At 36.8% G+C, this 19931-nt stretch carries 22 protein-coding genes; 9 read left to right on the top strand and 13 right to left on the bottom strand.

The annotated features are described in order from the left end of the window. Positions 1–3: 3 nt before the first annotated feature. From hemN to BUB95_RS01935, 3 genes are all read right to left on the bottom strand, one after another. Positions 4–1368 carry an oxygen-independent coproporphyrinogen III oxidase gene (gene hemN, locus BUB95_RS01945; RefSeq protein ID WP_073082317.1) on the bottom strand — a complete coding sequence of 455 codons (1365 nt, stop codon included), beginning with the start codon at positions 1366–1368 and terminating at the stop codon, positions 4–6. A gap of 119 nt (positions 1369–1487) precedes the next feature. After that, positions 1488–1907 (bottom strand): CBS domain-containing protein, encoded by a 420-nt coding sequence (locus tag BUB95_RS01940; protein WP_073082314.1) that lies wholly within the window; start codon positions 1905–1907, stop codon positions 1488–1490. Positions 1908–1919: 12 nt separating this feature from the next. After that, positions 1920–2228 carry an HPF/RaiA family ribosome-associated protein gene (locus tag BUB95_RS01935; protein ID WP_073082311.1) on the bottom strand — a complete coding sequence of 103 codons (309 nt, stop codon included), beginning with the start codon at positions 2226–2228 and terminating at the stop codon, positions 1920–1922. 174 nt (positions 2229–2402) lie between these two features. On the opposite strand from BUB95_RS01935, the gene BUB95_RS01930 reads away from it, so the two are divergent. Then, a complete protein-coding gene (locus BUB95_RS01930) occupies positions 2403–3104 on the top strand; it encodes a Crp/Fnr family transcriptional regulator (RefSeq protein WP_073082308.1) in 702 nt (233 codons plus the stop codon). Between the two features lie 31 nt (positions 3105–3135). Here BUB95_RS01930 and BUB95_RS01925 read toward each other — a convergent pair whose 3' ends face one another. Further along, positions 3136–4428, bottom strand: a complete 1293-nt coding sequence (locus BUB95_RS01925; RefSeq protein ID WP_073082305.1) for an acetyl-CoA hydrolase/transferase family protein — start codon at positions 4426–4428, stop codon at positions 3136–3138. A gap of 1 nt (position 4429) precedes the next feature. After that, the gene (pdxH, locus tag BUB95_RS01920) at positions 4430–5029 is read right to left on the bottom strand and encodes a pyridoxamine 5'-phosphate oxidase (RefSeq protein WP_083573294.1); all 600 of its coding nucleotides are present in this window, start codon (positions 5027–5029) and stop codon (positions 4430–4432) included. Positions 5030–5179: 150 nt separating this feature from the next. Between pdxH and BUB95_RS01915 the strand changes: the two genes are divergently transcribed. The 8 genes from BUB95_RS01915 to BUB95_RS01875 all read left to right on the top strand — a co-directional run bounded on the left by BUB95_RS01915 (position 5180) and on the right by BUB95_RS01875 (position 12600). Beyond that, on the top strand, positions 5180–5455 hold the full coding sequence (locus BUB95_RS01915; protein ID WP_073082300.1) for a heavy-metal-associated domain-containing protein: 276 nt from the start codon (positions 5180–5182) through the stop codon (positions 5453–5455). 691 nt (positions 5456–6146) lie between these two features. Then, positions 6147–6500: a single-stranded DNA-binding protein gene (locus BUB95_RS01905; RefSeq protein ID WP_073082295.1), complete on the top strand. Its 354-nt coding sequence runs from the start codon at positions 6147–6149 to the stop codon at positions 6498–6500. Between the two features lie 76 nt (positions 6501–6576). Further along, positions 6577–7026, top strand: a complete 450-nt coding sequence (locus tag BUB95_RS01900) for a JAB domain-containing protein (RefSeq protein ID WP_073082293.1) — start codon at positions 6577–6579, stop codon at positions 7024–7026. A 10-nt stretch (positions 7027–7036) separates the two neighbouring features. Beyond that, positions 7037–7234: a hypothetical protein gene (locus BUB95_RS01895; RefSeq protein ID WP_073082290.1), complete on the top strand. Its 198-nt coding sequence runs from the start codon at positions 7037–7039 to the stop codon at positions 7232–7234. Between the two features lie 388 nt (positions 7235–7622). Continuing rightward, positions 7623–8003: a BfmA/BtgA family mobilization protein gene (locus BUB95_RS01890; RefSeq protein ID WP_073082287.1), complete on the top strand. Its 381-nt coding sequence runs from the start codon at positions 7623–7625 to the stop codon at positions 8001–8003. Between the two features lie 74 nt (positions 8004–8077). Further along, positions 8078–9106 (top strand): MobB family relaxase, encoded by a 1029-nt coding sequence (mobB, locus tag BUB95_RS01885; protein WP_073082284.1) that lies wholly within the window; start codon positions 8078–8080, stop codon positions 9104–9106. A 2-nt stretch (positions 9107–9108) separates the two neighbouring features. Continuing rightward, entirely contained in the window at positions 9109–10692 is a 1584-nt protein-coding gene (locus BUB95_RS01880; RefSeq protein ID WP_073082281.1) for a type IV secretory system conjugative DNA transfer family protein, read from the top strand. 45 nt (positions 10693–10737) lie between these two features. Next, entirely contained in the window at positions 10738–12600 is a 1863-nt protein-coding gene (locus BUB95_RS01875) for a hypothetical protein (protein ID WP_143185552.1), read from the top strand. A 24-nt stretch (positions 12601–12624) separates the two neighbouring features. Here BUB95_RS01875 and BUB95_RS01870 read toward each other — a convergent pair whose 3' ends face one another. From BUB95_RS01870 to BUB95_RS01830, 8 genes are all read right to left on the bottom strand, one after another. Next, complete coding sequence (locus tag BUB95_RS01870) at positions 12625–12957, bottom strand: hypothetical protein (RefSeq protein ID WP_234969228.1); 333 nt, start codon at positions 12955–12957, stop codon at positions 12625–12627. A 43-nt stretch (positions 12958–13000) separates the two neighbouring features. Beyond that, positions 13001–13870 carry a DUF4138 domain-containing protein gene (locus tag BUB95_RS01865; protein ID WP_073082274.1) on the bottom strand — a complete coding sequence of 290 codons (870 nt, stop codon included), beginning with the start codon at positions 13868–13870 and terminating at the stop codon, positions 13001–13003. Positions 13871–13901: 31 nt separating this feature from the next. Then, positions 13902–14828: a conjugative transposon protein TraM gene (gene traM, locus BUB95_RS01860; RefSeq protein ID WP_073082272.1), complete on the bottom strand. Its 927-nt coding sequence runs from the start codon at positions 14826–14828 to the stop codon at positions 13902–13904. A gap of 24 nt (positions 14829–14852) precedes the next feature. Then, positions 14853–15470 carry a conjugal transfer protein TraK gene (locus BUB95_RS01855; RefSeq protein ID WP_073082270.1) on the bottom strand — a complete coding sequence of 206 codons (618 nt, stop codon included), beginning with the start codon at positions 15468–15470 and terminating at the stop codon, positions 14853–14855. 1 nt (position 15471) lies between these two features. Continuing rightward, positions 15472–16311 carry a hypothetical protein gene (locus tag BUB95_RS01850; RefSeq protein ID WP_073082268.1) on the bottom strand — a complete coding sequence of 280 codons (840 nt, stop codon included), beginning with the start codon at positions 16309–16311 and terminating at the stop codon, positions 15472–15474. A gap of 2 nt (positions 16312–16313) precedes the next feature. Beyond that, on the bottom strand, positions 16314–16883 hold the full coding sequence (locus tag BUB95_RS01845) for a conjugal transfer protein (protein WP_073082266.1): 570 nt from the start codon (positions 16881–16883) through the stop codon (positions 16314–16316). Between the two features lie 11 nt (positions 16884–16894). Beyond that, positions 16895–19306, bottom strand: a complete 2412-nt coding sequence (locus BUB95_RS01840; RefSeq protein ID WP_073082264.1) for a TraG family conjugative transposon ATPase — start codon at positions 19304–19306, stop codon at positions 16895–16897. 270 nt (positions 19307–19576) lie between these two features. Beyond that, positions 19577–19864, bottom strand: a complete 288-nt coding sequence (locus BUB95_RS01830) for a hypothetical protein (RefSeq protein ID WP_073082260.1) — start codon at positions 19862–19864, stop codon at positions 19577–19579. Positions 19865–19931: the final 67 nt, after the last annotated feature.

The following is a 19931-nucleotide window of genomic DNA, read 5'->3' as shown; positions in this document are numbered from 1 at the left end:
CTTTTAAATTGTCATTGAAAATAATTGAGTTTCTGGCTTTGCTCTTTGTAATCTCAGGTCAAATGCCATACATACGTTACGTACAAATGGTCTACCGCTCTCTAAAACAGTGATGCTGTTTTCTTCTATTTTTATTAATTCATCACGTTCCATTTCCTTTAAAGTCTCTTTTATTTGATAAATCCCTATCAAGCGATATTCTTCTTCAGACCAAGAAGTATATAACGAGCACATTAAATTAAGAATATGCTTTCTGATGATTAAATCTTCCTGATTTAAAATATGTCCTCTAAAGACTGCAAGTTCATTTTTTTCAATACTTGCTTGATAAGCTTCTACTGTTTTAAGGTTTTGAGCAAATCCTGACCAGCTATCACTAATTGCCGAAACCCCAAGACCAATCATTAATTGTGTTTTAAAATTTGTATACCCCATAAAATTACGATGCATACTTTTTTCTTCCATTGCGATATGAAGACTATCGGTTCTTAAAGCAAAATGGTCCATACCTATCTCTACGTAGCCACTTTCTAAAAGTTTTTCTTTTCCTATCTCATACATTGCTCTTTTTTCATCTGCGCTAGGTAGGTCAGAGTCTTTAAATCCGCGTTGACCATTACCTTTAATCCAAGGGACGTGGGCATAGCTGTAAAAAGCAATTCGGTCTGGAAGTAACTCTTTTGTTCTTTCTATCGTATGGAGGATATGCGCTTTTGTTTGAAAAGGAAGTCCAAAAATAATATCGTGCCCTACAGAGTTGTAACCCAATGCTCTTGCCTGTTCTGTAACTCTTTTTACATTCTCAAAAGGTTGAATTCTGTTAATAGCCTTTTGGACGTTTTGATTGTAATCTTGAACACCATAACTCACTCGATTAAACCCCAATGCTTTTAGTGTTTCGAGATGCTTAAAAGTAGTATTGTTAGGATGCCCTTCAAAACTTATAGAAGCCTCAGGTGCTCTATTTGCTAAGCCGAAAATACCATTTATTAAACTGGAAAGATTCTCTGGCGAGAAAAATGTAGGTGTTCCACCGCCAAGATGAAGCTCATTGATTATTGGGCGCTTGTCAAGTAACTTGATATAGAGTTGCCATTCCTTTAAGACAGATTCAAGGTAAGGCGTTTCAACTTTATGATTTTTTGTTATCCTTTTGTTGCAGCCACAGAATGTGCATAGTTGCTCACAAAATGGCAAATGGATATAAAGACTTATCGATTTATTCTCTTCACTTTCATTGAAAGTTTTGAGGAATGACTTTTTCCAAGCTTCTTTAGAAAATGTTTCATTATCCCAATAAGGAACGGTAGGGTAGCTTGTGTACCTTGGACCAGCTATATTATATTTTGTAACTAAATTATTTGACATCCTTAAATACTTTAAAAAGCTATTATCTACTTTAACGTTCAATTAAAAGAAGCCAGAGGAAAAATCATTAGCAATGAAAAACTATCCCCTGACTCCATCAAGAAAAAGAACAATATTCTCTAAAATTGCTCTAGTAAAAAATTGATTAAATCTGTTGTGGTAATGATGCCTACAAGTTTACCATTATCTATTACCGGCAGTGCGTGAAACTCTCGTTTAGAAAGAATTTCTGCCACCTCTTTTATAGTTGTTGTAGAGGTGACCGTTACAAGGTTTTTAGTCATTACTTGTTCTATGGTAAACATATTATAAACCACAGTATCTACATCTTGTTCATCATCGCCTACGGCATCTGCAAAGCTTATTCTAAGTAAATCGGTATAACTCAACATACCTATCACTTTTGAACCACCGACTACAGGAATGTGACGTATGTTGTTTTCTTTAAACAGTGATTCTGCTGTTTCGAGAGAGTCTTTTGTATTTAATGATATGACCGTAGTCGTCATTATACTAGAAACTGGCGTGCGCTTTTTCATAATCCTTTTCTTTTAGTGAGTTACGAGCATTTTTTGCTTTGCTTTTTTAAGTTGGTGTTCTAATTCTGAAATGGTTTTTTTGACGGCCAACTCATATTTATGTTCTTTTGCAGAAGCAAACAAGCGAGGTCCTCGGAGACTCAATTCTATCTCACAAATGCAATTATGGGCTATACTTTTCATCTCTTTCTTTATATACACTTGAACTTTAATGAGCATAGCATATTTATTGAATAGTACATTTAATTTTTTATTTATGTACTTTGATAGTGCATCACTTACTGGAATTTTTACAAACTCGATTAGAACATTGTTTTGCATATCTATTGGTTTTAATTAATACCTAAAACTACTTCATTAAAACCTGTAAAAAGATGACTTATGTCAACTAATATTTGTAATTCAAAAAAACGTTTTAATTATTGATTTTTTTCGACATCGATATAATTTTGCGATGGCATTTAGTTAACTTATTTTTAACAAAAATTAGTTTAGATGGATGAGCAACAAGAAAGGAGATGTGAGAATTGTATCGTAAGGCAATTAAACTCTCTCAAAGCTTTGGATAGAGATGAGCTTAAAACAATCTCTGACTCTAAAGTCACAAAAAGCATTAAAAAAGGAGATGCCATTTTTAAAGAAGGCGAGCGACTTAACGGTGTTTTTTGTGTGCGTAATGGTGTATCTAAGCTCTCTAAGATGAGCGATAATGGTAAGGATACTATTGTCAAAATTGCGACTAAAGGAGAAGTACTAGGTCAGCGTTCGGTCATTACCGAAGAGAAAGCAAACCTCAGTGCTGTAGCGCTTAATGATATGCAAGTATGCTACATTCCTAAAAAACACCTTACAGATAGTATAAATACAAACCCAAAATTCACTAAGGCAGTACTATTAACGATGGCAAAGGACTTAAAGTTTGCAGACGATAATATTGTTAATATGGCTCAAAAGAACGTAAAACAACGTATCGCAGAAACACTTTGCTACTTAGAAAAAACTTTTGGCAAGGACAAGGATGGTTTTATTGCTATGACGTTAACTAGAGAGGAAATTGCTAATGTGGTAGGTACTGCAAAAGAGGCTTGCATTCGTACATTAGCTATTTTAAAAAAGGAGGGATGGATAGTCACAGACGGCAAACGTATTAAAATAGAGAATGAAAAAGCCCTCTATAAATTGATAGAAGGCCTTTAAATATTTTTAGTTCTGCTTTCGCGAAAGCGTACTAAACCAAACTGTAAACTTCACCACCAAATCTAGCAAAGGCATCACGGCTTAACTGCTCTCTAAAATCTGGGTGAGCAATATTAATAAGTGCCTTAGCTCTTTGTTTTAAGTTTTTACCAAACAAATCTGCGACGCCGTACTCTGTGACCACATAATGAACGTGCGCCCTTGTAGTAGTGATACCAGCTCCTTCCTTAAGATATGATGTTATTTTAGAAATGCCTTTTGCTGTGGCCGCAGTCATCGCAAAAATAGGTTTGCCACCTTCAGATAATGAAGCACCACGAATAAAATCCATCTGTCCACCTACACCACTGTACTGTCTGTTGCCAATGGTGTCAGCACATACCTGACCAGTTAGGTCAATTTCAATAGCACTATTAATGGCAGTGACCTTTGGATTGCGACGTATGATAGCCGTATCGTTAGTGTAAGCAGCTTCCTTAAAATGGACTAGTGGGTTGTCATTGACAAAATCATATAGCTTTTGTGAACCTACAGCAAAGCAAGTCACTATTTTACCTGTTTTAACTGTTTTTTCTTCTCCCGTAATAACACCACTTTCAACCAGTGGCAAAATACCGTCCGAAAACATCTCTGTATGAATACCCAATCGCTTGTGGTTTCCTAGATTATTGAGTACAGCATTAGGGATATTTCCTATACCCATTTGTAATGTAGCACCATCTTCTATTAATTCAGCTACATTTGCTCCTATACGTGCCTCAGTATCTGAAATAACAGCACCTCCAGAAATACTCAAATCTCTATCACAGTATACGGTGTGGTCTATATCGTTAAGATGAATAATACCATCGCCGTGTGTGCGAGGTACGTTAGGGTTTATCTGTGCAATAACCGTTTTAGCCGTTTCTACAGCCGGTAAGGTAATGTCTACAGAAGTGCCTAACGAGCAGTAACCGTGTCTGTCGGGAGGAGATACTTGTATAAAAGCAATATCAATAGGAAGGATATTATGTCTAAAAAGTAAATGAATTTCACTCAAAAATATAGGAATATAATCACCGTTACCTCCATTTACAGACTGGCGTACATTACCACCCACAAAGCAGCTATTAATCTTAAATGCTTTGCTATAAGGTTCTTGGGTATACAATGCTTCACCTTCTGTGTGTACTTGAATAATCTCTACATTTTGTAACTCAGAATAGCGATTACATAATGCTTCAATAAGAAGATTAGGCGTCATAGCTGCTCCTTGAAAGAATACACGCTGTCCTGATTGAATTTTTGCTACTGCTTGAGCTGGTGTTATATGTTGTAATGACATATTATATTGTTTTTAATTTGATATTTATGCTTTTAGACCAATTATAGTCTGCTTCTAAATGATAGATTTCTTCTTTTTGAATTGAATTATCTTCAGTTTCTATAAATTCAATAGTTTTTGGCTTCACTAAATAACCACCCCAATGGTTTGGTTTGGGTATGTCTTTACCCTTATACTCTTGCTCAAATTTTCTAAGCCTATCTTCCAAAAATGTTCTAGACTCAACGATACGACTTTGTTGTGAAGCCCAAGCTCCAAGTTGACTACCTCTTGGTCTGGATTGGAAATAATTACTTGATTCACTTACTGAAATCTTGCTTGCACTACCTTGGATTTGAATTGTTCTACTAGATTTTATCCAATTAAAGAGTAGGCATACTGAAGGGTTATGAGCAATGGCTTTTCCCTTTTCACTGTTGTAATTTGTGTAGAAAATAAAGCCTTCCCAAGTATATTTTTTAAGAAGCACCATTCTGCTTCTGGGAAAACCATCTTCACCAATTGTAGACAGAGACATTGCGTTAGGTTCTCTTTCGTCGAAGAGCCCATCAGCTTCATAGAACCATTTCTGAAAATGCTGCATAGGATTGTAACTACTCATCTCTTTAATTTTTATAGCTCACAATAAGTCCAAAAGGTCTAATCATTGCAGTGCAAAATTAAACAGGAAAAAAGCAGGCTACGATGATAAAAGTCATCATATGAACAATAGGGAATTTATAAGTTTACGCTGTACATAAAACAGTGAAAAATGAGAACTACCGTGCACATCCAGAATATGAAATGTGAGGGCTGTAAAAATGCTTTAAGAATTAAATTAAACAAAGTAGATGGTATTTCTAACGTAGAGATTAATATAGCTGACAGCTCCGTAGCATTTGATTATACAACACATAATGTTATTGAAGGTCTTAGAGCTGAATTAAGAGATATGGGCTATCCCATAACTGGTGACCCTAACTCTATTGTGAGCAAAGCAAAATCGTATGTCAGTTGTGCTCTTGGGAAAGTGTCTAATGTAAAGTAGAACTTTTGATTATTTATTCATAGCTTCTTTTTGCGCCTCAGTTTTAGAGCTAACATCTTATCTTTTATGCTATTGCCTTAAATACTATTTGATTCTGGGATAAAAGTAAGAATTCAAATACAGAACATTCAGCCCATTCCCCTTCATTTTGTTGCACTTCACTTCGGTGAAAGAGCTTCACTACATATGTCTTGGACACAATCCCCGCTTTTGACTTTTCATTCCGTTAATCCTTTCCGATACTCTGGAAAGGAACACTTCATTCGCAAGTAAAAAGTGTGAATTAAGTCCGCTTTAAATAAGGAAAATTGCATTTGCATATTGTCCTACTTCCAATGCTGTTGTACTTCACAAGATGTTTAGACTCACATCCCATAGAGCCATCACCACTATACCTTTTTTTGACAGCAAAATAACAACATTCGCCCTTGGACAACGGCATAAACCAGGCTCGTTCCTCGCTCTTTTTTATACGTCTTACCAAGCTTGAATATTGAAATCCACCAAGCAACAAAAAAAGGTAACAGTGACGGCTCTATGGGAAGTAAATCTAAAATGAATCTTATGAAATCTTACAAAAACCTCAAAAAGGAAGCGGAACAAAAGTTAAAAAAACAACAAAAGGAAAACGCTCTGGATATAATAAGTAAATCAATAATTCAAACAAATATTAATCTTTAAATCTTTTATTATGAGTACGCTAAAAAACAAAGTACAGTTAATCGGAAATGTGGGAAATGCTCCCGAAGTTAAAACCTTAGAAAATGGGAAAAAAGTAGCTAATTTTTCAATGGCTACAAATGAAACTTACAAGAATTCTAATGGGGAGAAAGTGCAAAATACCCAATGGCATAATATCGTTGCTTGGGGTAAGATTGCTGAAATTATCGAGAAGTATGTCGGTAAAGGAAAAGAGGTAGCTATTGAGGGTAAATTAACGTCAAGAAGCTACGAAACCGAGGCAGGAGAAAAGCGATATGTTACTGAAGTGGTAGCAAACGAAATCTTGTTATTAGGTATCAAAGGCGAAGAAACTGCCGAGTAGTTAAAAAGATAAAGAGGGCGCACCTGTGGAAAGTTTCGCCCTCTTTTTCATTTATAATCACGTTAAGTAAATTACAATGAGAAACAAAGTTAATGAAATAAAAATAAGTTACGAGGGTGGTATCAAATCCAAAAATTGGATGCAAGTATCTACCACGGCACAAGCTGCGGAAGTCCTATTTGAACATTGGGATAAAAGCACAATACAATTACAAGAGACGTTTAAAATTGTGCTCTTAAATAACAGTAATAAAGTGAAAGGTATTTGCCAAATTTCTCAAGGCGGAATTGCAGGAACTTTGGTAGATATACGCATCCTTTTTGCCACTGTTTTAAAATCGCTTTCAGTGGGTTTGATATTAGCACATAACCATCCAAGCGGAAAATTAGAACCGAGTGAAGCGGATATAAAATTGACTAAAAAAATCAAGAAAGCAGCATCCGTTTTTGACATCCGATTATTAGACCATTTAATCTTTGCACCAGATGGCGATTATTACAGCTTTGCCGATAGTGGGAGACTTTAAATTTTGTGCTATGGTCTATATAAATTTTACAAATCTAGATAATGAGACACAGCAAAAATTGTTGTCTGATTCCAAGGAAGATGTGAAGCGAAAATTTGGAAATCAATTGAAACGATATGCCCAAGAAAATCATATTAACTATGATACACTTTTGGAAGAGGAAGCGATGCGAAATTTATATTCTTACAATTTCGTTTTTAATATTTAGAACCCACTATTTTTGACTAACAGACCTTTGAAATTTCAAGGGTCTTTTTTTGTTTCATTTTGAAATTCGCAACGATATTTCAATTCTGTTAGTGATTGTTTTAAAATACCATTTTTCACTTCTTAAAAAACAGAGCTTTCTTTTTAAGCAGATAAAAAGCCATTACATTTTTGGATGTAATGGTACTTGTTTTTTGTCCCGTGCGCGGGACGAAAAGGAATAGCAAGAGGGTAACACGCTGGCGCGATGTTTCATTATCCCTTTTCTTCGAAACCCTTATAAACAGGTCTTTTTCAACCATTACTTGTTTTGAATTTTGATTTTTAAGCTCGGTTTTTTCTGAAAAAACGCCGTCAGCCCAATAAAATCAAGCAATTTTTTCTGAAAAATGGATAGAGGTTATGAAAAAGAACGATTTGAAAAGCTGGGAATTAAGGTTTCCGTAGCGCAGAAATTTAGGCAATTCTGTAAAAAAATGTCGCTATCTCAATCGATGACTTTGTTGTTAATGATTGAGTTTTTTGAGGATAATGGCATCTCACCACACGAGTCGGTAGGACCAAAAATGCAGACACTAGAATCTTTAATCAAGAAACGAATTAATGGTGTGATTGCCATTATGAAGGACATCGAAAAGAATCAAACCAAACCTACGGTTGCGATGATACAATCGCTATTTCAACAGGCAGAACCAGAACAAAAAAAGCTGCTTTTGGAAAAGGAAATTTCCAAAGAAAAGAACACGATACGCTTTCGCGAAATCGAGTAAACGAGATTCACGACCATAGGAAGAGCGAAGCGGTAAAAGCTAGAAACGGACAACGAATTGTAAAATAAATAGCTATGTACATTACAATAACAGCTCAAAAAATAGGACCAAATTATTCGCAAAGTTCTGGTGATTTTGTGGCGTATCTGGAGAAAGAAAATCAAGGATTGAAACAAGAAGAAATGGAACATTTTTTTAATCAATATGGTGATGAAATTGGAGCTACAGAAGTAGTAAAAGATATTGATGGTAATACCGCAAAACTCAAAAAGAAAGAACCTAAATTTTATTCAATAACTGTAAGTCCTAGCAAATATGAATTACGAAAACTTGAAAATAGCTTGGAAGATTTAAAGCGATATACCAGAGAAATAATGAAAGATTATGCAGTCTCATTTAATCGCGAAATCAATGGTAGAAAAGTAACCGTAGATGACATTAAGTATTATGCTAAAATTGAGCATCAACGCACCTTTAAAGGAACAGATAAACAGGTGCGAGAGAACCAACCTTTTGCAACAAGAATTCTAAAGTTGAAACAAGAGATACGTAAAATTCAACAGGGCGAAGCGATTGGAAATATAGAACGATTGAAATTGAAAATTGGCAAACTAGAAAAAGAAGCACCACATCAGCAGGATGGAAGACGTATTGTACAGGGGATGAAAAAAGCGGGCGACCAAAGTCATATTCATATTATCGTGAGTAGGAAGGATATGTCTAATTCTGTAAGTCTATCGCCGGGGAGTAAATACAAAGCTTCGGAAGTAATAATGAATGGTAAAATGGTAAAGCGAGGATTTGATAGGGATTCATTTTTCGCGAAAGCGGAACAAACATTTGATATTACATTTGGGTACAAACGCAACTATGCAGAATCCTACAAATCAAAAAAGGATTTCATTAAAAATCCAAAGCTCTACTTCTCAACCTTACTCGGATTGCCAGCAGGTGAAAAAGCGGTCGCCTTTAAAATTTTAGGAAAAGCAGGAGTCCCAATAGCCAGCATCCCAACTAATAAAGTACAACTCGCCTTAAAGACCATTCGGTATTTGAAACGAGGTGTAGATGTGGCAATTAAATCTGGCTCGATAGGCATATAGTGATGGAAGGATTGGTATTCAGCATAGCGATGTTTATAGGAATGAGCTTGATATTTTACAGCTTGTTTAAACTAACACGCTATGCCTTTACATTAAATCTGATTTTAATAGTGGGCAGTTTTGTATTCCTATTTCATAATGAGTTATTCATATCGAGCTTCTTTCATTTTGTCCTGTATTTAGGCTGTCCACTGTTGTTGACCAATACGGTTATGTTGGTGTATTTGGTCAAGGATAGTAAACCAAAATCAGGAGATAAATTTCAAGTGCATTTTAAAACCAAAGGCGCATCATTTAAAGTAGATAATATCAAGCGTGGAGCGTCCGTAATAGGAGCAGCTGGTAGCGGAAAAACGGAAAGCGTAGTGTACACCTTTCTGTCTCATTTTAGTGCTCATTCTTTTTGTGGAGTCATTCACGATTATAAGCATTTTGAAATAACCGAAATGGCATACCCACTCTTTCAAGAGAACGGTGTCGATTTTAAGATTGTATCGTTTGATAGAATTTTTAATCGCGTAAATCCCATTGCATCTCGATATATGCAAACCGAAGAAAGCGTGAACGAAGTAGCTCGAGTTTTGATTGAAAACCTTTTGGAGCAGAAAGAAAGTGGAAGTACCGGAACGAGCAAATTCTTTAACGATGCTGCCGAAGGCTTAATCGGTGGAATGATTTGGAAACTGCGTACTTCTTATCCCCAATACTGCACCTTACCGCATCTCATAGCGATTTATCAATTACTTGACACAGATAGTCTCATTGCTTTTTTAAGTTCTAACACGACCTCTAGAGCGATGGCAGATGCTTTTATTAGCGGGAAAGATTCTGACCGACAAACTGCAGGCGTAAAAAGCACCCTGGCCAATGCGCTCAAAAAGATAAGCACCAAACGTATTTTTATGGTGCTTTCTGCTGACGAAACGCCATTGAACGTGAATAGCCAGGAGCGGCCGACTGTAGTTTCGGTAGTTAACAATCCACAATTTGAAACCGCCTATTCCTCAATCATTGCAACCGTAATTCACACCATTACCAAGCAAATGAGTATTAGAGCTGCGAAACCTTCTTTTTTAATGATGGAAGAAGCACCGACCATTCGACTTTTGAATATGCATCGTATTCCCGCGACATTACGGAGCTACAACATTGCTACCATTTATGTGATGCAGGATAAAATCCAAAACGATATGATGTATGGCGACAAGGCAAGCAAAGCCATTTTAAGCAATCTTTCTTATCAGTTTTTTGGAAAAGTAAATGACCCAGACACAGCTAAATATTATGAACGCTTTTTTGAAATCATTAAAAAGGAAACTACCAGTGTAAGTCGAGGACACAATCTCAATTTTGACTCTCGAATTACTAAAGGAGAACGCGAAGTTGCCAAAAGACGAGCTGATGTATTTTTTAGGTTAAAGCAAGGTGAGTTTATCACATTTGCTGATGGTGAGGATAAGAAAATACAGTTTAAACTTCCGAAGATTGTGAAACAATTACCAACTAATGTTATGGACTATACCGAAGCTGATTTGGATGAGAATTTTGAACGGATTTATAGGGAGGTGAGGTCTATCTTCAATTAAGACTTTTGGGATTTTGTTAAAATGACGATATTGGCTATTGTAAAAATGAAACCCAACCCGCCAAAAATAGATTCGGATTTTGTTTGTATCATCAATAGAGATGATGCGAACCTAGCCGCATTAATTTTAAGCCATATCGACCAATCTGCTGGTTATATACCGGTGTTTGAGTTTCCGTTTGTTTCAGCAAAAGATTTTGAAACTGAACCCAAGGAAGAAATTCGTGACGAACATCAACTCAGTAGAACAAGAGCTAGAAAATTTGACATAAGGGTCGGTAATGCAATCGCAAGAATTGGTGGATGTAAATATTTGATTGTTGCCGGACTTAATGACAACCAGAAAAGCTACTTAAGCTTTCTTGATAAGTGTGAAACTATATTCGTTGAAGATGCTTTCGACGTAGAATCTATGCTAGGTGCTTTGGTTGAAAAAGAAGGTAGTATATCCTGCTCAGAAGAAAATCTTATTGCCTGTTTGCCATATGCTTTAGAAAATAATTTATCGCTGAAAATCGATAATAGTTCAGTCGATATACCAAAGAATCTTGGGACTGATGAGGGTTTGGTGGTGGTAGAAAAAAATAAAAAAGTGTCTAGCGTATTTGGCATCTTGTATGGCCATTCCATAGGTGCAGACATAGAATTAATAGAACCTAAGGACATAAATCATTATGAAATAAAAGACTTAATCGAGCAATGGAAAGAAGGAAAAGTTGATGCCCACAACAATCTTAGTGCTGCTATTTATTCAGGTATCGAACATATCCATTTTGCGAATAGAAAATTCGTGACTTTTTTTACCGACGGGCTACCTTATTCGCTGATTTTAAAGAATATCATACCCATATCGCACGTACATCTCAGAATCAATCCGGATTTTTTTGTTTTCAATAATATCAATCTCGCATCCCAATCAGATACCTTTTCTTCTGTAGTATTCTCCCCAGAAAAATTTGAGGATGAGGAAACTGATTTTGTGGTCGATGAACTTACCAGGAATAACTTTCTAGTTAAACCCTTGATAGGAAATGAAGCCACTTATTTTAATCTTGATAATCACATCCAACACTATCCATATAGCCTTTTACATTTGTGTAGCCACGGTGGTGAAATTAAAGGTACTAGGATTATAGAAAAGTTTCTTGACAGTAATGGTGAAGAGCATACCGTTGAGTATGATGAGATTTTTAGTTTTGGTCTCAACCCCTATAAAGATTCCCATAAAGTAGCAACTAAACGAATGCCTCGAAAACTTGATGGTCTATCTTGGGGCAGTAGAGACTTTAAAGAAGCCCCATATAGCCAATCGGTATTTACAGATATGTTCCAGTTATGGGGTAATAAGAAAAACCAAGAAAGTTCTATTGAGGTTAATGTTCCTGGTTCTTGTCATATTCAATGTGCAGATTCGGCTTATCAGGCTATGTTTAGTCATTTGGCGGCTATGCAGTCACCTCTGATATTCAATAACACGTGTTGGTCTTGGTCAGATATAGCAGACTCTTTTCTCGGGGCTGGTGCAAAGGGTTATATCGGAACGCTATGGAATATTAATAATTCAAGGGCAACCAAGTCTGCAAAAATCTTCTACGAGAACATTTTTGACAATTCTATTCTTTTTGCATTGCATAAAGCATTGGGTCACCTTGATACAACTAGAGACCAAGACGTCTACATTTTCTGGGGCCTTCATTTTACAGGTTTTACACCGAGTCCTGATTTAAAGGGCAGTAAACTATTAGTGTTTAGTAAGATTATGGATTCATTGGAAATGTGGAAAGCAAAACTAGAAAAGACTCAAAATACTAGTCATAAGAAAACCATTTCCGAAACTATAGATTGGCTGGCACGAATATTAGCCCAAGATTTTAAAGAGGAAGTTTTAAAGTATGTGGTTAAAAAATGATGTAAATGAAATGGTATCCGCGCTCTAAAATGGACTTTTCTCCTTAACTCCTTTCTCAGTAACCTTCCATTGCCCATCTTCATTGACTAGCTTGAAAATTTCAGGAGCTTCTTCATATGACGTTGAGAATTGTACCCAGGCAATATCACCATCTACAGTTTCCTGTAAGACTTTAAAATTTGATGCTCCTACAGCTGAGTCACCAGAAGCCATTACAGTTTGTATGGACATAAATGCAGCGTAGCTTTCTTCTGTTGTATGCTTTTTTAATTTGTTATTGTCTTTTTGGTAAAAACTTTCGACGACAACCTTGGCCGTATCGATATGAGACAGTTGACCTTGACTGCAAGAAAGCATAGCCAAGGTCAGGAGATAAAAAACTATTTTTTTCATAATACTATCAATTAGGATGATTTATAAAATGGTCCGCTATAAACAGCGCCAAATTACGTTCGCCATTGGTCTCATTTAATTCTAGTACTACTCTACGTTCGTTGCTTATAGAAAATTTGGGTAGTACAAAGACCATTCTAGCTGATGTGCCTTTCTTTATTCTAGCTGGCTTTTTATGAACATAACTCGGTGTTTGATATAGCTTCTGCAAAGACTTCTTTTTTCCTTTTTTACGGGTGGTAATCGAGAAGTCTATAAAATTCAGGTCATAGTCTAACGACGACCTATTATCGACTTGTACAACGAAGTACAATTCTTCCTTATCAAAAACAATATTCTCAACGGTCATAACAATACCGCTTTGTCTTGTTTTTATCCTTCCGATGCGCTGTTTTCGCTTTATCAGATACGAGCAAAATCGCTCATAGTATGCCGACTTATCAAAGCGTGGCGCAGGTAACGTATCAAGGTTAGTTAGTAGGTCTTTCTTTGGCTTTTCATTGCCAATTGCCGTCGAAAGCGGTATAAAGTAGTTGTACCGTTTTAAATGGTTTTTATACTTTACAATATACGAAAAAATATCACCATTATTGTTGATTATCAGCAAATTACTTTCCTTTCCAGGCTTGGCTTGAAGCAGTCCAAAATGCTGTTCTTTTTCACGATTATATGTAAATACGAAGTGATTTGCTCCAGTGATTCCCTGGCGTATGGGATTAGGGAAAAATAGGGCTACGTTCTTATCATCATTGGCATAAATAGTGTCCAAAACTTCAGTAGTGTGCTTGGTGGTTTGTGCTGTAGCTTGTGCCGAGCATAGTCGAGGTGCGAAAGCAGTATAACAAATAAGACTGCATAGTAAGATTAACTTTTTCATATTGTATAATTTTAATACCCTTAGAGGGTGATTATTCTTGTTTTAAAATGAGTTTATAATTGTTTACAATCGTAGCTTTTACATTGCGATTACTACGTTGGAAGAGTTGCTTTATACCACTAACTTGTGGTACGCCACCAATATTGATATCGTTTACGACATCTTCTACAATTTCACGTCTGGCATCAGCTCGAAAACTGTTCTCTACATAAATACCCTCGCTGCCATCTTCGTAATCGAATGCCGTTAGATTTACTGGCGTATTCTGAATATTTTCAATCTCAATTAAAACACGATTGGGCTGAAAGCTTATAAAGCCAAATACAGGTGTGTTTTTTGGGATGAGCCTGTTATTGATTATGGCATCCTTATTCAGTCGCATACGCAATCTGAAGTCTGCTTTAACGGTCTGGTTACCGTCTACAGCTACATATATCTGATTGTCAGTTTTGATATTGGTAGATTGTTCGTTTTTAAGAGGATTGGAAGCAAAAAATAGTTGATGTTCTAAGCCTAGTTCTTTGGCTTCAATATTTGGGTCAACCTCAGGGACGATACTATCTTTTTTAGGTGGAATGGGCTTTGCTTTGATTTTCGGAGCTGCATTCCGATATCGATTCTCTTTGTAATCAATTTTTCCAAGTCGGTAAATGCTATCTACAATGCGCTCCTTTTCTTTGATGGCATTTTCTGGGTCATAGTAACCAAGGGAGTCCAAAAGACTTTCGTCATAGATACTCGGTGCATTCGTTTCGCGTACTTCCTTCAGGTCGTTAATGGCATCTAATTTTGAAGTGTAATCTTCCTGCTCTTGTTCAAGTTCTGGAACGAGGGTTTGCTTTAGGTTTTCGGCATCATCTTCGTCATTCCCTAAAGCAATGAATGAGTAGGAAATCAAGAAAATGACAACCACGGCAAGGATTCCTCCGAAGACTAATTTATTCTTTTCAATTTTCATAATTAAGTGTTTTAATCCCTATACCTAGGGGTTAGCGTTTTCAATTTTCTTCAAACTATTTTCAAAGTAATTTGTGATAAGCAATCCGTGTGTGTTATGTGGAAAGTTGCGATTTACATTGATTAGGTTTCCTGTAGAAACCAGTTCGTAGGTGTCGACCACAGTACCGCGATTAATTTCAAAAACGGTGGTGGTTCTAAAAGCAAAGGATTCTGCATTCAGGTCGAGTTGGGTTTCAATGCTCAGTACCTTTTGCACTAGGGAATATTGGAGCAGTCTGTTATAAACGCCATCTGCTTTTTTCTGTCGGTATAGATTATCCACAGAGCTATTGCCAAGCCACAGGGCTTTCTCCAAGTTTTTCTCATAATTGCTCGCATCGATATTATAGAAATACGTATGAAATAGCTCCAAATGTGCGAGTGCTTCCACTTGAAAATTTTCCTTTTGCGCTACCCATTTCAAGGGTATGACTGTACCGTCTGTATTAATGGCGAAGGAGCTGTTCAATGCTTCGGTGTGGATTTTGTGAATTAGAAACCCACAAAACCCACTTGTCCCCAAAGCACACACAACGACCGATAACACGATAAAGCGATTGATTCGTAATACAGCGTATATGTTTTTATAAGACGTTTTCATTTTAGGTAAAGAGTTTAAAGGTGAAGGTGGTGGCACGTTTATACAGCTTGAACTTTAGAAATACAATGAAAATGATAGACCCAAGTTCCACCACAGGCGCAAAGAAGTTGCTGCCTACGTCTGTACCGAATAAGTCCACCCAAAAAGTGGTGTTGATTTCCGTATAAATGGCATTGATAAAAACATTGACCAAAAAGAACGCAGGTACGAGCATATACACAGCAGCATATAACTTGAAGAAGTTATAGGCCATAGACCTGAATTTTTCAAAAACTGCAAGACTCAATACTAAGGGGAAAAAGGCTTGCATTATGCCTAATAAGAAATAGCGTTCTGCAAGGAACAGAGGATAAATGAAAAGGTCCAAAATCCATAGGCCTAAACTGATGATGAACGATATAATTTTCCAACCGAACAAGGGTGTAACTAAAGCATCATATAGTAACGCCATTGCCTTCTTGGCGGCTTCCAATGCGCCCACATCCTCTTCAATAGGAATATCCTGCAATTGTAGTGGAAGGAGCGCAGGAGCCGTGTTTCGGTATTGCCCCTCGATGGCTACCAAAATGCCGTCGAAAAAACCGAGGACTTGTGTAGAGAAGATAACCAGGAGAACCACCGCAAAGTTTTTGGCAAGTTCTCCAGGACTCAATCCCCAAGTATAACCATCCTTGTTTGCAATACCTTCATTGTACTTCTTTAGAATATTGACCAAGAAAAACAGCACCGCAAGGGTTTTCATTCCTGCAATGGTGTACTGCGAGAAGTCACTGTTTTTTATCACTTGAAAAACAGCATCGATATACTCTAGTCCTATTCCTAAAAAGATATTTGCTATCATCTTTAGTATGATGTTGCGCGATTATTAATCTTATCCTGCATTTTTCTAAAGGAGATAATGTCTTGATAGCGTTTTGTCTTTTGGTTGATTTCGGCAACCATTTCAGCAGACTCACGTTCTTTTGCTTTCAGAATTTCGGCACGCTCAGCATCTGTCATTTTTAAATAATCGCTCGATAGAATTTCATCAATAAAGTCTACAGTGTCGAGTGAGCTTTCCACAATAGCATTAAAGGAATTGGTAATCGCGTTTACTTCCTCTACTTTGATGTATGGGGAGCTTAAAATATCATTGAGGTCGCTTTGTAATACATTGAACAGCTGTTGATGATTGTTGGCTATTTCCTGTACAGCTTTTAACTGTCTCACAACATTTGTTACTTTCTCGATGCTCTCCTTGGCATCTTTCATAAACTGAACAGTCTTTAATAACTGTGAAGTTTGCTTTGCAGATTCTATAAGCGACTTGGCAAGGCTTATAAAATTGGTGTTGTCATATACCGGCATTCCCTGAGCGGTTGCATTGAAGCTGCCCAGGAATAGCATTACGATAATTAAGATTTTTGCTTTCATTTGTTTTTGTTTTAAGATGAATATTCATTTTTAAGGTATTCGGTGATAGCCTTTTCCATACAGTTATGCTTATTATAAATCGCCATTATGGCGTCGTTTTCTTCGCCGTCGGTTAAGTAGGCGGCAAAGACTTTCTTCGGAACTTCTAACCGGAAGATGTTACTCTCCTTTCCAATCTTGATGAACATTTCGGTGTACTTTCGAGTTCCTGTGAGGTTGTTTTTGATGGATTTTAGTTGGTTCAAGTCGTGGCTTGAAAGGTTGAGACGTTTTTGTAATTCGTCATAACCTTTTTCATTATTCAGACTGTAAATGACTTGCGTATTTTCTAGAATACTAGCCGAAGTGGAATTATTAGGTAATTGATTGATGGATTGTAAAATGATACCAATAGCACCATTCTGTTTTCTAATCGCTTGATAGTAGAATTCCACACTTTCCAGTACATTGTCAAACTTCAATTGTTTTGCAAACTCATCGAAAAGAATGATGCCTTTTTCAGCGCGGTTTCTCCAAATGGTCCGTTGTATGGCAGATTTAATAAGCTTAAGCATTACGGAAAGGATTTCCTTGTTATCCTTTACTTCGTCTAGCTCAAAAACTATTAAACGTTTGTCTTCTATTTTGTAGGTCTGGTCTTCGCTTACTTCAAAAAGGAAACTGTACAATCCGTCACCAACATATTCAGACATTATGTGTAAGAAGTTGGTAATATTGAAATAGTCCTCGTGTATTTTTAATTGCTGCAATAGTTGTCCTTGATTAGCTTCGATAAAGGCGTAAAAGTTATTTAGGGAATGCCCTAAAGCTGTTTGCTTATAGTAGTGGCGAAGAATCTTTTTTACAGAAACCGATTGCGCTTTGGTCACTTTTAAATCTGAAGCAAACAACTCGAATAAGAAAACGGAAAGGTCTTCTAATCGCTCTGGTGTGATATCCTTTTGATTGCTGATGTAAAATGGATTGATACCAAGATTCTGTCCACTTTCATAACGCAGCACTGTGTACTGTTCGGGATAGAGTTTGGCAAACTTGGTGTACGAACCACCTAAATCAATAATGACCAGGCGGACGCCACTTTCAAAGTACTGACGTAGGATGTTATTGGCCAAAAAAGATTTTCCTTCACCCGTTGGTGCAAAAATGGCAAAGTTCCGAGCTTTGATGCGTTTTTTACGCTCGTCCCAAACATCCTTTAGAACTGGAATATTGTGTTCACGGTCATTGAAGATGATGCCTGTTTTATCCGACTTATAATTACTGTTGTTAATCAGCAAGCATAAGGCGTGTTTCAAGTCGGTTACGTACACATCCTCATTTGAAAAATTTGAAGAATGGCAGAAGTAACTATTCAAAAAATAGTTCTTGCGTTCTTCGCCACGAGGATAATACGGGATGATATCAAGCTCCTTAAACTCGGTTTTGATTTTAGATGCGATGCGGTTGAGTTGTTCTGGATTGGTATGCCAGTACACGATATTCAAATGTCCTCTTATGACACGGGCACGGTCATCAGCATTTATCTGGTCAAGGATGTGCTGTATTTTTCCAAGAACGACTTTATTCTGTGAACCAAAGTTGGAACTTTTATTAAGTTCTTCTACTTTTTTATCGAGCAACTTGCGCCACTTTTGTTTGTCATCGAGATAGATAATTTGATTGACAATATGATTCTCATTTAAAGTCAATCCCAAACCATCAATAAAGCCTTGATGAAAGACAAAATCATCCGAAGTAAATTTGTCATTCGTTTTACTCGTTTGTACGCTTTCGCCAAAGCACAATTCGCTATTTATGGCAAGAGTATCAAAGTAATGCTCACCGATGTTAGCATTGGTTTTGTCCAGTATAATGTCTGTATCAAGACCATTGTTAAATCCGTTGAAGTAGTTGTTTGTATGCGTATGGATTTCCTGTTCTGTTAAGGGTAAGAATTCCATTTTCCGGCTATTATTAATAAAGGAAATAGAGTCATTCACAGCCCCAACAAAAGCCTTGACGTTATCACCCATTTCTTGAATTGCTTTTTCAGAAACTTTCCGAAACGGATTCACATATTTGTTGTTATTTAATGCATTGTTTTTGGTGAGAATAAAGAACAGATACGATTGATGTTCCATATACTCCCGACCTTTAAAGTGTGCGTGTGTTGCTTTCTCAAGAAAGGTTTTGTTTGGTAATTGTTCTGCGGTGTAGTTTTGTTTTATGTACACATCTTGTTTGTGAACTACGCAGCCAGTAGGCAACGATTTTAAAGCCTGAAACCAGGAACCGTGCATATCTTCAAAGTCTTTTTCAGATAAGGAATAGATTTCGGGCAAACTGCCTTTATAGCATAGTACCACATTGCCATTGTTGGCAAAAACAACATTGTCTTGAATGTCAATGATAGGATGATATGCGGCGAGATTTATTTTATTCATAATACAAGGCAGATGATTTTTTATTGCTGATGATTCTTGGGAAAACCTTTGCGAATTGAAGTAGCTGCGGATTATGAGCAAATCGAGTAAGACCTATATAAAGTCCAGCGTTGAAAACGAGTACACCGATGATGATACTGAAGCTGAAGGAAAAGATGATAACTAAAAGCGATGCAATGATAGCTACCATCATTAGAGCAAACAGGGACACGGGCAATCCAAAAATCATTGCCCGCTTCCTAATATTTTTATAGACTTCGAATCGCTTCACTATACTACGATGCCTATTAGGTAAGTAAAGATGCCCACTACAGCTCCTGCGATAAGAACAAATACCAATACTCTAGTAATTCCTTTCTTCAGGTCGGCATTCTCGCCAAAGAAATGCCCGGCATTAAAGAGAAAACCTACAAGGAAGATGACCCCCAAGAGAATCGGGAAGATGGCTCTTATGGTATCGCCAACATCGTTTACGGAGTCTTCAATACCACCAATTTGCGCGAAGCTAGGAGCAGTTACAAAGAGTAAAGCCAATAGCATAAGAATTGAATTTTTCATAATGATTTCGATTTAGCCTTACGGCGTGATTATTAGAATTTTGCGAAATCTATTATGAGAGGATGGT

It is taken from the genome of Winogradskyella jejuensis (assembly GCF_900129745.1).
Lineage (GTDB): Bacteria > Bacteroidota > Bacteroidia > Flavobacteriales > Flavobacteriaceae > Winogradskyella > Winogradskyella jejuensis.
The sequence above is the reverse complement of the archived record's forward strand: the minus strand, read 5'-3'. Positions and strand labels throughout refer to the sequence as shown.